This window comes from Streptomyces sp. NBC_00390 (genome assembly GCF_036057275.1).
Lineage (GTDB): Bacteria > Actinomycetota > Actinomycetes > Streptomycetales > Streptomycetaceae > Streptomyces.
Window position 1 is genome coordinate 1,409,792 of record NZ_CP107945.1, and the last position, 14,220, is coordinate 1,424,011.

The 14,220-nt window shown below is 71.1% G+C and carries 13 protein-coding genes and 1 pseudogene; 8 read left to right on the forward strand and 6 right to left on the reverse strand.

Features of this window, described 5'->3' with window-relative positions:
• Positions 1-127: 127 nt before the first annotated feature.
• Complete coding sequence (locus tag OHS70_RS06085) at positions 128-1,261, reverse strand: glycerate kinase (RefSeq protein WP_328394439.1); 1,134 nt, start codon at positions 1,259-1,261, stop codon at positions 128-130.
• Between the two features lie 139 nt (positions 1,262-1,400).
• On the opposite strand from OHS70_RS06085, the gene OHS70_RS06090 reads away from it, so the two are divergent.
• The 4 genes from OHS70_RS06090 (at position 1,401) to OHS70_RS06105 (ending at position 5,445) form a co-directional block, all read left to right on the forward strand.
• The gene (locus OHS70_RS06090; protein ID WP_328394441.1) at positions 1,401-1,892 is read left to right on the forward strand and encodes an NUDIX hydrolase; all 492 of its coding nucleotides are present in this window, start codon (positions 1,401-1,403) and stop codon (positions 1,890-1,892) included.
• 220 nt (positions 1,893-2,112) lie between these two features.
• Positions 2,113-3,285: a hypothetical protein gene (locus tag OHS70_RS06095; RefSeq protein WP_328394443.1), complete on the forward strand. Its 1,173-nt coding sequence runs from the start codon at positions 2,113-2,115 to the stop codon at positions 3,283-3,285.
• Between the two features lie 393 nt (positions 3,286-3,678).
• The gene (locus tag OHS70_RS06100) at positions 3,679-4,410 is read left to right on the forward strand and encodes an SIR2 family NAD-dependent protein deacylase (RefSeq protein ID WP_328394445.1); all 732 of its coding nucleotides are present in this window, start codon (positions 3,679-3,681) and stop codon (positions 4,408-4,410) included.
• Between the two features lie 255 nt (positions 4,411-4,665).
• The gene (locus OHS70_RS06105; protein ID WP_328394447.1) at positions 4,666-5,445 is read left to right on the forward strand and encodes a glycine-rich domain-containing protein; all 780 of its coding nucleotides are present in this window, start codon (positions 4,666-4,668) and stop codon (positions 5,443-5,445) included.
• 158 nt (positions 5,446-5,603) lie between these two features.
• Here OHS70_RS06105 and OHS70_RS06110 read toward each other — a convergent pair whose 3' ends face one another.
• The 4 genes and pseudogenes from OHS70_RS06110 to OHS70_RS06125 form a co-directional block, all read right to left on the reverse strand.
• Positions 5,604-6,098 (reverse strand): methylated-DNA--[protein]-cysteine S-methyltransferase, encoded by a 495-nt coding sequence (locus tag OHS70_RS06110; RefSeq protein WP_328394449.1) that lies wholly within the window; start codon positions 6,096-6,098, stop codon positions 5,604-5,606.
• Between the two features lie 12 nt (positions 6,099-6,110).
• A complete protein-coding gene (locus OHS70_RS06115; protein ID WP_328394451.1) occupies positions 6,111-7,586 on the reverse strand; it encodes an AlkA N-terminal domain-containing protein in 1,476 nt (491 codons plus the stop codon).
• A gap of 265 nt (positions 7,587-7,851) precedes the next feature.
• Positions 7,852-8,385, reverse strand: a complete 534-nt coding sequence (locus OHS70_RS06120; RefSeq protein WP_328394453.1) for an O-acetyl-ADP-ribose deacetylase — start codon at positions 8,383-8,385, stop codon at positions 7,852-7,854.
• Positions 8,386-8,549: 164 nt separating this feature from the next.
• Positions 8,550-8,690, reverse strand: a pseudogene (locus tag OHS70_RS06125) (pectate lyase); the annotation flags it as partial.
• A 255-nt stretch (positions 8,691-8,945) separates the two neighbouring features.
• Between OHS70_RS06125 and OHS70_RS06130 the strand changes: the two are divergent.
• The 4 genes from OHS70_RS06130 to OHS70_RS06145 are packed head-to-tail and all read left to right on the forward strand — an operon-like array spanning position 8,946 to position 12,015.
• Positions 8,946-9,371 (forward strand): hypothetical protein, encoded by a 426-nt coding sequence (locus OHS70_RS06130; protein ID WP_328394455.1) that lies wholly within the window; start codon positions 8,946-8,948, stop codon positions 9,369-9,371.
• Positions 9,371-10,513: a hypothetical protein gene (locus OHS70_RS06135; RefSeq protein ID WP_328394457.1), complete on the forward strand. Its 1,143-nt coding sequence runs from the start codon at positions 9,371-9,373 to the stop codon at positions 10,511-10,513. The genes OHS70_RS06130 and OHS70_RS06135 overlap by 1 nt, the downstream gene beginning before the upstream one ends.
• On the forward strand, positions 10,510-10,998 hold the full coding sequence (locus OHS70_RS06140; protein WP_328394459.1) for a hypothetical protein: 489 nt from the start codon (positions 10,510-10,512) through the stop codon (positions 10,996-10,998). Before OHS70_RS06135 ends, OHS70_RS06140 begins: the two co-directional genes overlap by 4 nt.
• Before the next feature lie 30 nt (positions 10,999-11,028).
• Positions 11,029-12,015 carry an LLM class flavin-dependent oxidoreductase gene (locus OHS70_RS06145; RefSeq protein ID WP_328394461.1) on the forward strand — a complete coding sequence of 329 codons (987 nt, stop codon included), beginning with the start codon at positions 11,029-11,031 and terminating at the stop codon, positions 12,013-12,015.
• 721 nt (positions 12,016-12,736) lie between these two features.
• On the opposite strand, the gene OHS70_RS06150 is transcribed toward OHS70_RS06145, so the two are convergent.
• Positions 12,737-14,152, reverse strand: a complete 1,416-nt coding sequence (locus OHS70_RS06150; protein ID WP_328394463.1) for a phytoene desaturase family protein — start codon at positions 14,150-14,152, stop codon at positions 12,737-12,739.
• Positions 14,153-14,220 lie beyond the last annotated feature (68 nt).

Here is a 14,220-nt window from a genome sequence, read left to right on the forward strand (position 1 = left end):
TCATGGAGCCCACCGCCACCGGAGCGTCATCGCTGCCCGGCTCGCTCCCTCCGGCTGCCGGACCGCGCGAAGGACATCGTCCCCGTCCCGTACGGCCGGCGACGAAGGGACGCCGGCCCGCCGGACGTCAGGTCAGGAAGTCCCGGGCAATCGACTCCGCCGCGCGCTCCAGCAGCGGTCCCGCCTGCGACATGGACCTCGCGGGGTCCGGTTCGAGTGCGGTGAGGGCGTAGGCGCGGCGGATGCCCGCGCGGCCCAGGGCCTCCGGGGGGAGCGCCAGGCGGCCGCAGACCGCGACGACCTCCTTGCCGGCCGCGCGGGCCGCCGCCGCCACGCCCGCCGGAGCCTTTCCGTGGAGGGTCTGCTCGTCCAGCGAGCCCTCACCGGTGATCACCAGCGTCGCCCGCTCCAGCGCCGGTGCGAAGCCCAGTACGTCGAGCATGACCTCGATCCCGGGGCGGAACGACGCGCCGAGGGCGACGAGCGCCCCGTAGCCGATGCCGCCGGCCGCACCCGCGCCCGGTGAGGCCGCCTGGTCGGGGCCGAGGACGGCCGCATAGTGGGCGAGTGCCGCGTCCAGGGTCGCGACGTCCTCGGGCGTCGCGCCCTTCTGGGGGCCGTACACCGCGGGCGCGCCCTTGGGCCCCGTCAGAGGGTTGTCGACGTCGCTGGCGAGGACCAGCCGGACCTCCTTGACCCGCGGGTCGAGTCCGGAGAGGTCTGCCGCGGCGAGGCCGGCGAGCGCGGCGCCGCCGGGTCCGACCGGCTGCCCCTGCGTGTCCAGGAAGCGTGCCCCGAGCGCGGCCAGCATCCCGGCTCCGCCATCGGTCGTGGCGCTGCCGCCGACGCCGAAGACGATCGTCCGGGCGCCTGCGTCCAGTGCCGCGCGCAGCAGCTCGCCGGAGCCGTAGGTCGTCGCGGTGAGCGGTGCGAAGACGCCCGAGGGAAGGTGCTGGAGGCCGGACGCCTCCGCCATCTCGACGACTGCGGTGCCGTCCCGGAAGGCGTATGCCGCGGTCACGGGCTCGCCGAGCGGGCCGGTCACCCGTACCTCACGCCTTTCGAACCCGGCGGCCACCGCTGCGGCGACCGTGCCGTCGCCGCCGTCGGCGACGGGCAGGGTCTCGACCTCCAGCCCGGGCAGCACCCGCCTCAGGCCGGCCGTCACTCGCTCGGCGACCTGTACGGCCGTGAGCGAGCCCTTGAACTTGTCAGCCGCGACGAGCACCCGCGCAGACTGAGAAACTGCTCCGTCCGTCACCTTGCTATCCCTTGCTTTCGAACAGGCAGTCGCGCCGTCACGACCCTATCCGCCCCCTCACAGGGCCTGCCACCCCACCATCGGCCAACAATCGCCGGCACGCCTGGGGTGGACCTCCATATGCCCTACGCTGCGTGCCGTGACTTCGTCCGACTACACCGCGTACATCGCCTCCCTCCCCCGCATCCTCGCCGGGGCCGCCGCCGTGTTCCGCGATGCCGAGGGGCGTGTACTGCTCGTCGAGCCCAACTACCGCAAGGGCTGGGCGCTGCCCGGTGGCACGATCGAGTCGGACCGGGGCGAGACTCCGCGGCAGGCGGCCCGCCGCGAGACCCTCGAGGAGATCGGTCTCGATCTCGAGCTGGGTGCCCTGCTGGCGGTCGACTGGGTGCCGGGCGAGGCCCGGCCGCCCATCGCCGCGTACATCTATGACGGCGGCGTGCTGACTCAGGCTCAGTTCGATGCGATCACACTGCAGGAGGACGAGCTGCTGTCGTGGCGGCTGGTGGCGCGTGAGGACATGTCCGCGTATCTGCTCGGCTCTCTCTGCAGCCGGGTCCTGGCGGCCCTCGACGCTCTCGCCGACGGGTCCGGAGCGGTCGAGCTGGAGAACGGCCTCCCGCCCGCCTGAACCACCGCGGAACCCAGGCTTCGCCTTGCCGACGCCTCGCCGATCCCCGGCTTTCGCCTGGCCGTTCCCTGCCTCAACTATGCAGGTCAGCCGCCTGTTTGACCAGTTTTGCCGGTAACTGATTCAGCCTACACGGACGTTCATGTCGCGTTGACCGACCAGCCCTGACGCGTGCACGACCGCTGGGCACCATCCGGAGTCCCAGGACACCGGAGGGACCATGCTCATGCACCTTCGCGGCTGGCTGACGACCGTCGTCTCGCTGGCCGTTGTGACGATCGCCGGCACCGCTCCCGCGGCAGCCCCCAGCGAGAGAACCGCGCGTGCGCAACTGCCCGTCACCGTCAACGGCGGAGCCTGGAAGTCCGGCCATCTGCAAGGAATGGCCCTGGACCGGCGCAAGGGCTTTGTCTACTACTCGTTCACCAACATGCTCGTCAAGACCGATCTGCGGGGAAAGCCGGTCGGCTCGGTCCGCGGTATCACGGGCCATCTGGGCGACCTGGACTTCAACTCCGAGGACGGCCGGGTCTACGGCTCGCTCGAGTACAGCGACAACACGTCCTTCTACATCGCGATCTTCAAGGGTGACCGCATCACGCGGATGAACATGGACGCGCAGACCAGTGGTGTCCTGACCACCGTCCATCTGAACGAGGTGGAGAAGGACTTCACGGCCGACATGAACGGCGACGGCGTCTTCGACGGCCCCGTCGCGAAGACCCCCGACCACCGCTACGGGAACTCCGGCATCGACGGCGTCTCGTTCGGCCCGGTCTTCGGCAACAGGTTCGGCACGCAGAGGCTGACCGTGGCGTACGGCGTGTACGCCAACACCGCCCGCAAGGACAACGACCACCAGGTCCTGCTCCAGTACGACGTGCGCAACTGGAAGCAGTACGAGCGTCCGCTGAAGGAGTCCCGCCCGCACCGCAGCGGTCCCGCCGCGCACGGGGGCAAGTTCTTCGTGTACACGGGCAACACGACCTACGGCGTACAGAACCTGGAGTACGACGTGTACAGCGGCCGGTGGCTGATGGCGGTGTACAAGGGCACCAAGCCGCAGTTCCCCAACTACGCGCTGTTCGCCGTCGACGGCGCCAAGCGGGCGACATGGGGCCCGATCCGGGGCCAGCAGCGGCCCGAGGCCGGCCGGCTGCTGGCGCTGATGCCCAAGGGGCTGCACCACACGCCAACAGGCGTCCGCGGGTGGCAGTCGCCGGGCCAGTACGGGCTGGTGTCGCTGGACGACGGCCGCTACTACATCGGCCAGTCGGCCAAGGTCACGGACGGCGGTGTCGTCAAGCAGTCGGGCAAGGCCGTGCTGCACCGCTGGACCGGCCGCACGCCGAACCCGTTCGTCAAGGAGTCCACGGCGACAGCGGCTCGCTAGGCCCTTTCCGGGCGATCTTGTCGGGCCCGCGGCGACAGCTACGGCACCTCGCTGTGTTGTCGGAGTCGCCCAAGTACGTCCAGTACGAGGGCGATCCTCCGCCTTGCGATGCACCGCATCTGACGCCGCAGGCTGATCCTCGAAGATCGCCCGGACAGGGCCTAGTCCCCCTCCCCGGTGGGCGGCACCCGCGTCCCGGACCGCGGGGGCCGCTACCCGTGGGCCGCCGGCGTGCGGCACCACTGGACCGGCCTGGCGCCGGGCTGCGGCGACGCGCCCGTTCACGAGGGCCGCCACCCGGAGAAGGGCACCGCGGGTCACCACGGGCGTGCAGCGCGGCACGGGGCCGGAATCCGGTCGCCTTCACCCCGCACGCCTGCGTACGCTCGCGGCATGACTCTCGTCGCCTTCCTCAGCGGCGCCGGTATCTCCACCGACTCCGGCATCCCCGACTACCGCGGGCCGAACGGCCTGTGGCGGCGCGACCCGGAGGCCGAGAAGCTGGTCACGTACGACTACTACATGGCCGACCCGGAGATCCGCCGCCGCTCCTGGCGTATGCGGCGCGACAGCGCGACCTGGCGTGCCGAGCCCAATGCCGCGCACCACGCGGTCGCCGAGCTCGACCGGCAGCCCGGCGTCGCGGTCCGGGTGATCACCCAGAACGTCGACGGTCTGCACCAGCTGGCCGGCCTGCCGAGCCGCAAGGTGATCGAACTGCACGGCACCGCACGAACGGTGACGTGCACGCGCTGCCATGTCCGCTCCCCGATGGCCGAGGCCCTGGCCCGGGTGGAGGCGGGCGAGGAGGATCCGCCGTGCGCGCAGTGCGGCGGAATCCTGAAGTCGGCGACGGTGATGTTCGGTGAGCGTCTCGACCCGGAGGTGCTCGGCCAGGCTATGGCGATCACCAAGGCCTGCGAGGTGTTCCTCGCCGTCGGTACCACGCTTCAGGTGCAGCCCGCGGCCTCGCTGGCCGGTATCGCCGCCGAGCACGGCGCACGGCTGATCGTGGTGAACGCCGAGCCGACGCCGTACGACGAGCTGGCCGAGGAGGTCGTGCGCGAACCGATCGGCACGGCGCTGCCCTCGCTGCTGAAGCGCCTCACCGACGCCACGCGCTAGCGCCCCCACCGGGCTGCCGGTCGCGGCCGGGCGGGCCCCCTCCCCTGCGGCCGAACATGCGGTCCTTCGGGGGACGCCTGTTCGGCCGCAGGGGTAGCCCGAGCAGGGCATCAGGCGACCCGGTTGGGTCAAGCGTCACCATCGCCGCCTGGCGGGACGGCGGTTGGGGCTGTCGGATGAGCCGCGGACCGCCTGGTCCGATCATCAGCTCAGCGCACGCCCGTGGCCTCGGATCGGCCACAGGGGAAGGACAACATGAACGGGAACAGCCAGACCCGACCCGCCCGTCGCAAGGCTCTGCTCGCCGCCATGGCGGTAGCAGCCCTGGCGAGTCAGCTGCTCATCACGGCACCTGCCGCGCAGGCCACCGGCCGGGACGCCACGCCTGCCGCGAAGGACAAGAACAAGAACAACGGGGTGGTCCTGCACGGACTGCAGGCATTCTCCGAGGACGGGACGTTCACGCCTCCCAAGGGCGTCAAGTCCGTGTTCGCCCAGGCGTGGGGGCCCGGTGGCGGCGGTGGCGGTGGCGCCGGCGGCAGCGCCGTCGCCCCCATCGTCGGTGGCCGCGGTGCCGGCGGCGGTGGCGGCGGCTTCGTCTGGTGCGTCATCGACATCGACCCCAAGCACCCCAAGGTCACGGTGGACCTGGGCGAGGGCGGCGAGGGCGGTTCAGGCGGTCCCGTGGGCACCGACGGGACCATGGGCGACGACGGCACCGCGACGACGGTGACCTCGTACAACGACAAGGAAGTACTCAGGGCTGAAGGGGGCGAGGGCGGCGGCGGCGGCTTCTCCACCGGTGCTCCCGGTGTCCCCGGAGCCGGGGGTACCGGCGGCGAGTGCATCAGGGGTGGCGCTGTGAGCCGGCCCGGCGAGGACGGCAACGGCTTCGGCGGCGGCGTCGCCGACGGCATCATCACCCCCGCCTTCGGCCACGCGGTGGGTGGCGACAGCGGCCTGGGTGGCCCTCCCGGTGCTCCCGGCCAGCCTGGGGAGGACGGCGGCGAGGGGTACCTCGTCTTCTTCTGGTAGTACCTGAGCAGGGGGTATCGGATCGGACCTTCCTCACGGCCCTTGGCCGTGAGGAAGGTTTCCTGCGCGCTCGCGGCGACGGCGTCGCCGCGACGCGCAGCGGGGCGCCGCAGAAGGCCGCTTCGCCGGCGCAGTGGCGGACCCGGGCCCGGCGTCGCTCAGAAGAGCCCGTCGTCCGGGGTGCCGCGTTCGAAGGCGAGGAGGCTCTGCTTGCGGTCGAGGCCGCCGCCGTAGCCGACCAGGCTGCCGTTCGAGCCGATGACCCGATGGCACGGAACGATGATCCCGATCGGGTTCTTGCCGTTGGCGAGGCCCACCGCGCGAGAGGCACCGGGGCTGTCGAGGGCGCCTGCCAGTTCGCCGTAGGTGCGGGTCTCGCCGTAGGGGATCCGGCGCAGCTGGTCCCAGACGCGGCGCTGGAAGGGCGTGCCCTCCAGGCGCATCGGCAGGTCGAACTCCTTGAGTTCGCGGGCGAAATAGGCCTCCAGCTGGCGGATCGCCTCGCCGAAGGGCGTCTCGTCGTGGCCGCCGAAGGTCTCCTCGTCCGGCCGGTGCCGCTGCTCGGTCATGTAGAGCCCGCTGAGTACTCCGTCGGTGGCGACGAGGGTGAGAGGGCCGTAGGGGCTGTCGACAACGGCGTGCTGCCTGGTCATGTCCGAACTTCCTTATGAGGGGAGGCGGTTGATCGGGTGGTCGTCGGTCGCCCACAGATACTGGACGGCGTAGGCACGCCAGGGCCGCCAGGCCGCGGCGCGTGCGGTGAGGGCGGCCGGGGTGGACGGCATACCGAGCTCGGCCGCCGCTCGCCGCATGCCGAGGTCGGTGGGCAGGAAGGAGTCGGGGTCGCCGAGCGCGCGCATCGCGATCACCTCGACCGTCCAGGGGCCGAATCCCGGCAGCGCGGCCAGCTGGGCCCGTGCCCGGTCCCAGTCGCTGCCGGGATCGAGCGCGAGAGTGCCGTCGGCGAGTGCCGCGACCAGCGTGGTGAGGGTGGTGCGGCGGCTGCGGGGCAGCGCGAGGTCCTCGGGATCGAGCGCTGCGAGAGCCTCGGACGTCGGGAAGAGGTGGGTGAGGCCGCCCTCGGGGTCGTCGACCGGCACTCCGTGCGCGGTGACCAGGCGGCCTGCATGCGTGCGGGCGGCGGCCGTCGAGACCTGCTGGCCGAGCACGGCCCGTACGGCGAACTCGGCGGCGTCGACCGTGCGCGGAACCCGTCGGCCGGGGGCCTTGTCGACGAGGGGAGCCAGTTCCGGGTCGGTGCGCAGCTGCTCGTCGACGGCGACCGGGTCCGCGTCCAGATCGAGCAGCCGGCGGCATCGGCTGATGGCGATGGTGAGGTCGCGCGGGTCGGTCAGCGAGAGGCGGCAGGCGATGTGGTCAGGGTGCGGGGTGAGGGCGACGATGCCGTGCCCGTACGGGAGGGTGAGAGTGCGCCGGTACGCGCCGTCCCGCCACTCCTCGACGCCGGGGACGCCGGTCGCGGCCAGATGACCGAAGAGGTTGCCGGGGTTGAGCGGTGCCCGGTAAGGCAGCCGCAGGGCGATCACTCCGGAGGTCTGCGGCACAGCCGTGCGGGCGCGGGCGGCCCGGGTGCGCAGCTCGCCCGGGGCGAGTGCGAAGACCTCGCGGACGGTGTCGTTGAAGGTGCGGATGGAGGAGAAACCGGCCGCGAAGGCGATCTCGGCCATGGGGAGCGCGGTGGTCTCGATCAGCACGCGCGCGGTCTGGGCGCGCTGGGAGCGGGCCAGGGCGAGCGGGCCGGCGCCCAGTTCGGCCAGCAGCTGACGCTCGATCTGGCGGGTGGAGTAGCCGAGGCGGGCGGCAAGGCCCGGCACTCCTTCGCGGTCGACGACGCCGTCGGCGATCAGCCGCATGGCGCGGGCGACGGTGTCGGCGCGGGCGTTCCACTCCGGGGAGCCGGGGCTGGTGTCGGGGCGGCAGCGTTTGCAGGCCCGGAATCCGGCCTGCTGGCACGCGGCGGCGCTCGGATAGAAGGTCATGTTCTCGGCCTTCGGCGGCACGGCCGGGCAGCTGGGGCGGCAGTAGATCCGCGTGGTCAGTACGGCGGTGAAGAACCAGCCGTCGAAGCGGGCGTCCTTCGACCGGACGGCACGTACGCAGCGCTCGGTGTCGGTGTGCATGGCTCCAGCATCGGGTACGCCGGGGCAAGGGGCTGGCGAGAATCCGACATCAGCCTTGCTCGGCCAGGGCTGTCCCGAATTACCGACAGGCGTCCTCGCCGAACAGGGTGCATCGCACCTCGTGTGACATCACTCCACACGTGGTGAATGCCACACACTCGGTGACCGGTCTGCGGCGTCCGTCTTCCGGCTCCCCGCACGCTCCCGGCTCCCTCCACGGACGGCAGTCGTGCTCGAGCGCTGCTCCTCCCCCGTCGTCGGCCGGTCAGCTCGAGGCCGCGAGAGCCGTCTCGAAGACCGCGTAGGCGGCCTCGTCGAACAGCACGAACCTCACCTCCCGAACGGGCGCGGACCCCGCCTCACGAACCGTGCGGATCGCGATGCGTGCGCCGTCGTCCATCGGCCAGCCGTAAATACCCGTCGAGATGGCCGGAAACGCCACGGTCCCGGCCCCCAACTCGGCGGCCACGCGCAGCGATTCGCGGTAGCAGGAGGCCAGCAGCTCGGACCGGTCCTCCTCACGGGACCAGACAGGGCCGACGGTGTGGATCACATGGCCGGCATCGAGCCGGCCTGCGGTGGTGGCGACCGCCTGTCCGGTGGGCAGGCCCTTGCCGTACCGGGAGGCGCGCAGGGCCCGGCACTCCTCCAGGATCGCCGGGCCACCCTTGCGGTGGATGGCACCGTCGACGCCTCCGCCGCCGAGGAGGGAGGAGTTGGCGGCGTTGACGATGGCGTCGGCGTGCTGCTGGGTGATGTCGCCGTGGACAAGGGTGATGGCCGGCCGCTGCTGTGTCATGGAGATCATGATGCCGCCGGCCGGCGGCCGGGGCACGCACTTATGTCCCGGCCAGGACGCCGGGGCGAGGGAACACGGCCGGTCTGCGGTAGGTCCCGGGACCGGTGGCCGGCATCGGAAAGAAGACCGTGGGCGCACCGCCCCCGGGTCCTGAGGGCGCGCGCTCAGCACAGCCGGCCGGCGCCCGCACGGTGACCCACGACACCGGGCACGGCCTTGGGGTGGTCGACCCGGGTCCGCAACGTCGGTGTCCAGCCGGCCCCGGACTGCAGTGTCTCCTCGGACAGTTCCGCGTTGTGGACGGACTGATGCACCATCACCATCGAGACGCCGGTGGCCCGGGCGTGCTGTGCGGAGGCGGCGGTGGTCGGCACATCGAGGCCCCTCCCGACCAGGCCGGCCGCACGGCAGCGGCGTCCGGCGGACGCCACACAAGGGTTCACGCAGGGCGCCGGCACCGGGCGTGAACCCCCGGGCCGTACGCACGTGTCCGTCCGGGTTAGCCTCTGTGAAGGATCTGCCGACGGGGGCGTCCGCACCGGATGAAGGAGCAGCACCACATGAGTAAGGAAACGGCCGGCAAGGGTGGCGACGGACCGCTGCCGTATCTGCCCCTCCCGCCGGGCGCCCGGGGGCCTTTGGACCCGCCACTGCTGGGCGCCGCCCCGCCAGGCATCGGGCCCAGGCTGGCCATCGCGGAGGGCGTGCTCAAGAAGGCGGCCGGTGTCGCCGACGAGGTGTTCGACGCCTTCCACGGCCCCGTCACGGCCGTGCACACCCCGGCCACCAAGGCCGCGCGTGAGCTGGCGGGATGGGACAGCAGCGAGGCGCTGAAGACGTCGCTGAAGAACTGGGAACAGCAGGTCAAGGCCGCCGAGGGGTGGCTCACACGGATCGCGGAGAGTCTGCGCGGCGCTTCCCACACGTACACGGGTACGGACCAGGGGATCGAGCAGCAGTTCAGCGCACTGCGAGGGCTGAAGTAATGCCCGCCTTCTACCGCGAACTGCTCGACACCGACTTCTCCGTACTGGACGATCTCGCGGACAAGTGGCGCGAGGCACACACCAAGACGGAGAAGTTGCCGAAGCGAATGACCGACGAGGTGCTGGGGCCCCTGCGGGACAAGGGGTACTGGGAAGGTGCGGCAGCCCCGTTCGCCTGGACCCTGATCGACGACATCGCGCGTCAGCTGACGGCGGCCACCAAGGTGGCCGAAGCGCTGTCCGGTGTCCTCGACGACGCCGTCGCCGACCTCAAGATCATTCGGCGCGATCTCCAGGACGCCGTGCAGCGGGCGCTCGACAAGGGGCTGGCCGTGGACCACGCGGGCACGGTCTCCGGGTACATCACCGCGGAGCACTACATCCCGATGGGCCAGCGCACCCAGAGCCCCTACTACGTCGAGGCCGCCCAGAAGGAGATAGTCGGGATCTGCCGCCGGGGTATCACCGCGGACCAGAATCTCTCCATGACGCTGATGTCCGACGTGGGGATCGGCGCCTGGTTCAACAGCAAGCCGCAGCACGACTCGATCGACTCCACGAACCGGATCAGCGCCGACGAGTACAACGCCTACCAGCGCGTCCTCGACGGCAAGGATCCCTATCCGGACCGCAAGGACGACAGCCCGTACGACCTGGGCCTGGACTATGCGACCGGCCTGGGGCCCCGGCATCAGGACTTCACCAACGGCGACAAGATGGTCGAACTGCTCCAGTCCATGGAGAGCATGAAGGACATCCGGCGGCAGACGGTGGAGCAGTGGGAGGCGACAGGCAGCACAACGGGGGACGCGGCCTTCTCCATCTCCGAAATGGGGAAGGCCGGCGCGGCCAAGAAACTCATCACCGAGGACCTGCCGGCCATCGTCACCGGCGATCCCAAGCACCTCGGTGAGGCCTTCATGGGCTCGTACAACGTCAAGTACGAGGTCCAGGGCACCGACCCGGACGGGTCCCTGGTGGTGCAGTACACCCTGGACAACACCACCAGTTCCGAGTCGGCACTCCACTTCATCGGCTACTACGACTGGCTGAAGTACGCGGAGATCGCCGACGGCCCGGTGACGAGCGCCGTGCACCAGACGGTCACATGGACCGAGCGCATCCCCGGGAAGAACCAGTGAGCGCCGCGCGCACCGGCAGCCGGACGAGGCCGTCCGCCCCGGCCCTCGGGCTGGTCGCCGTCGCCGCGGTCCTCTCGCTGTCCACAGGATGCTCCACCGACACGGCCGGGTGCGGACCGGCCCCCTCGGCGGAGGTCAGTCAGGCCGATCTGTACGGGAGTTACACCGGCCCGCACGGAGCACGCCTCGACCTGACCGCTGACGGCGGCACGTCGGTCAGGTTCTCCGTGAAGCACTGGCCCAAGGAGGACGACCCCGAGATCCTGACGGAGGACGGCCCCTCGTTCGACGGCGGCGGGGTCTGGAAGCTGCTGAACCCCCCGGGAGAGAACGGCGAGATCGGGCTCACCTTCGACGACCTCGACACCAGCGCCCGCGGCGCGACGGTCACCGGACTCCAGGTCGGCAAGGAGGACGGGCACACCGTGCTCTTCGCACGGCTCGGGGACCCGGATGTGTGCCGGGTCTACAAACTGACCTCGTGAACGCCGATGGACGCTTCCTATACTGATCGGATGATCACCGTTCCGCTCGGCGCGCTCGAAGTGGCCATGGTCCAAACGGGCGCTCGACCCGCCGACACGTTACGAGACACCACCGAGTTCGTCCGCCGCCTGGAGGACCTCGGTTACCTGCGGCTGTGGTACGCCGAGCATCACCACTCTCCGGCCATCGGAGCGTTCCCACCCGTCGTCCTGACCGCCCACGCTGCCGCGTTGACGTCGTCGATCCGTGTCGGATCCGGGGGCGTTCTCGCTCCGAACCACGCGCCGATCATGCTGGCGGAGCAGTTCGGCACGCTGGCCGCACTGCACGCGGGCCGTATCGACCTGGGAATCGGCCGTGGCCCGGGTACCTTCGACGAGTCGACGGCGCGGGCGCTGCGGCGTGGGGCAGGACCGACAACGGACGACGAGTACCGAAGCGATGTGTCAGCGACTCTGCGTTTCCTGGTGGACGAGGTCGCGCTCGGCCCGTTCCCGGAGCCATGGCTGCTGTCCTCGAGCACGGCCGGTGCCGGGCTCGCTGCGGAACTTGGCCTGCCGATCGCCTTCGCCCATCACATTCGTCCTGACAACACCCTCCCTGCGCTCAATCACTACCGGAAGCATTTTTCTCCCTCCCGCTGGTGCGACCGCCCCCGTGTGCTGCTCTGCGTGGAAACGGTATGCGCCGAGACGCAGAAGGAGGCGGCGTGGCTCGCGGGCCCGATGGACGTCGTCAAGGCCGGGCTCCTCAAGGGACGGGGCGACATCCCCTTCCCCACTCCCGAAGAGGCAGCCAGCCACTCGTTCGCCACTGAAGACGTGCAGGCGCTGGCGAGCTTCCGCGCCCAGCAGGCACACGGCTCACCCGGGACCGTTACGAAGCGGCTGATGGACCTGGTGGCCGTGACCGGTGCGGACGAACTCATGCTGGTGACGCCCGTCTACGCGTTGTCCGACCGCTTGAGGTCGTACGAACTCGTCAAGCAGCACATCATGATGGCGGCGGCGTCGTAACCGCCCGCACCACGGACAGTCAGATGCGCGTCGATCAGCCCGCCCATAACCTCACTCGATGACCAGCTTTGAAACGCATCGTCGGCGCGTCCGTGACACGAGTCTTTCGGTGCGGGCCCGGCATGCCGCTTTCCGCACGTGCGTGGTGAGCTTCAGTCCGTACGGCTTCCGAGCGACCTACCATCACCTGTGCCGCAGCGCCCGGGTCCCGGTCGACCTGGGAACCGACCCGGCATCGTTGGTCCGCGCGGTCGAGGAGCTCCATGCGGCGCGCCGGCTCTGGCTGGCGGATGAGGCCGCGTTCGTAGCGCGCCGACGACGAGAGAAGGCTGAGGGACATCGCCGTCCCAAGGCGGACGGCAGCTGGCGAGACCTGGGGCGCGGTTCAGAAGGCGGCCTCGCCTACTGCCCCAACCCTGAGCACCACCCCGCTGAGCCACTCCCGACCGTGATGGAGCGCATCCTGCGTTCCGGCGTCCCGACTGAGGCGGCGTCCGGGACGTGCCGGGTATGCGGGAGCGACGCAGGGACGACTCGCTGGCGCAGCGGATACCACCTGTACCAGCTGTGCGCACGATGCGGCGTGAGCGCCGGCTCACAGCCGACTGAGACCGACCGGGCTGTTCTTGCCGCCAGGGCCGAGCGTTGGAAGGAGATCTGGAGGCGCACAGCCTGAGTCTGACGCCGCAGGCTGATCCTCGAAGATCGCCCGGGACAGGGCCTAGCGTGCGCGCAGTCTGCGCCACACCGCCTTCGCGGCATGGTGGCCCGACATGCCGTGCACACCCGGGCCCGGCGGGGTCGCCGACGAGCACAGGAAGACGGCCGGGTGAGCGGTCGCGTACGGAACCCGGGCGAGTTTGGGGCGCAGCACCGTCTGCAGACCGGCGAAGGCGCCGCAGGCGATGTCGCCGCCCACGTAATTGGCGTTGCGAGCGGCCAGTTGAGGCGGTCCGGCGACCGCCCGGGCCAGCACCAGGTCGCGGAACCCCGGCGCGAAGCGCTCCAGTTGGCGCTCGATGACCTCGGTGGCGTCGCCGTCCCAGCCCGACGGCACATGGCCGTACGCCCACAGCACGTGCTTGCCGGCCGGTGCCCTGGTCGGGTCGAGCAGACTGGGCTGGGCGGTGATCAGGAAGGGGACGTCGGGGTCGCGGCCGGTGACCGCCGCGTCGAGCGCCGCCTCGATCTCGTCCGCGGTGGCTCCGATGTGCACCGTCCCCGCCGTGCGGGCCTCCTTCGAGGTCCAGGGCATGGGCCCCGACAGGGCGTAGTCGACCTTGAACGCGGACGGGCCGTAGCGGTAGTGCCCGTACGCATCGCCCAGCCCTGCGATCCGGGCGAGTGCGGCGGGCGAGGTGTCGAAGACGTACGCGCGGGCCGGGGGCAGCTCGTCCAGGCGCTTCACCGGTGTGTTCGTGTGGATCACTCCGCCCTGTTCGCGCAGACAGGCGGCCAGGGCATCACTGATCGCCTGCGATCCGCCGCGCGGCACGGGCCAGCCCACCTCATGCGCGGCAAGGGCGAACATCAGGGCGATGCCGCCGGTGGCGAGGCCGCCGGTGGGTGCGATGGCATGGGCGGCGAGGCCTGTGAGCAGGGCGCGGGCCCGCTCGCCGGTGAACCGGCGCGTGAGCCAGGTCGCAGGCTGCAGCGCGGTCAGTCCGAAGCGGACCATGCGGTACGGATCGCGGGGCAGCCCGTCCCAGGGCGTACGCAGGAAGTCCGCCGCGAGGGTGTCCCAGTGGCCGAGGTAGGGGGCGACGAGCCGTCGGTACGCGCCCGCGTCCCCGGCGCCGAGTGACATGGCGCTCTCGCCGACCGAGCGGCTGAGCACGGCGGCGCTGCCGTCCGGGAACGGGTGGGCGAGGGGCAGTTCGGGGTGGAGCCACTCCAGGCCGTGACGGGCCAGCGGCATCGCCCTGAAGGCCGGCGAGCCGATGCCGAGCGGGTGGACGGCGGAGCACGGGTCGTGGCGGAAGCCGGGGAGGGTCAGCTCCTCGGTCCGCGCGCCACCGCCGACCGTGTCCATGGCCTCGTAGACCGCGACCGAAAAGCCGCGCCTGGCCAGTTCGACCGCGGCGGTCAGTCCGTTGGGTCCCGCCCCCACAACGACGGCATCGAACATCGACGGCACCTTCGGACTCCTTTGTCAGCCGATGGCCAAGAGTCCCAGGATATTCCGCGGCGCCGGCAGCGGGAGGC